Source organism: Oleiphilus sp. HI0067 (assembly GCF_001635735.1).
The window spans coordinates 1-772 of record NZ_LWFI01001550.1 but is presented as its reverse complement, the minus strand read 5'-3'; the positions used below and the strand labels follow the sequence as shown (position 1 = coordinate 772).

Below are 772 nucleotides of genomic sequence, written 5' to 3'. Positions count from 1 at the left end.
CAATGTTGTGTAATAAGCCGGTCAAGTAGGCTTCTTCTGGTTTAGGGTAGCTTGTGAGTATGGCGAGAGATTTGGCGAGTAATGCGCAGCTCAAAGACCGTCGCCAGAACTCTTTTAAAAACTCATGATTTCCGTGGCTTAAACCTGAAAAAAACTGGTGGATAGACGCCGTGATTACAATCGTTCGAATGGTGTCGATGCCAAGTACTAGCAAAGCACGATCTAAAGAACGAATAGGGGTGCCGCGGTTATACAAAGTTGAATTGGCCATTGCCACAACGCGTGCAGAGATGCTCGCATCACGTGCGATGATTTCTGCAAGCGACTGAAAACTTGAATCATGGTTTTGGCAGCTATCCAATACGTCAGCCAAGATGCTAGGCAGAGTAGGTAGTTTGCTGACTTCAAGTTCTTTTAAAATGTTTTGTGAATTGACTGGCATGTTCGCAAAAAAATAGGATTTATCGCTTTTTTTTAAGCTTAGACAATATTCCTTAAAAATTAAAAGTTTGCGCGTTCTTTTTTATGTGATGCTTGAATTTTCTGGTCGTATTGTGAGCAAAGCTCGCGCGTTTTGTGGCTTGTCAATCCTTTTTATGATTCCGCAAAGCCTTTAGAATTACTGAAATACAACGATAAAAGCACAACCGATAGGCCATATTGCCTAGTTCGCGTTTGAGCTTGAAACAACGAAAAGCGAGCCCGATGAACGTCATTAACTTGAATAAGTCAAAGTCTCAAAAACCAATGCCTCGTGTTCTCGCGATTACCG

General features: G+C 42.0%; 1 protein-coding gene. It reads right to left on the bottom strand.

The features are described from left to right. A partial coding sequence (locus tag A3739_RS25325) for an HDOD domain-containing protein (protein ID WP_156502830.1) occupies window positions 1-442 on the bottom strand: 442 nt, incomplete at its 3' end. Window positions 443-772: the final 330 nt, after the last annotated feature.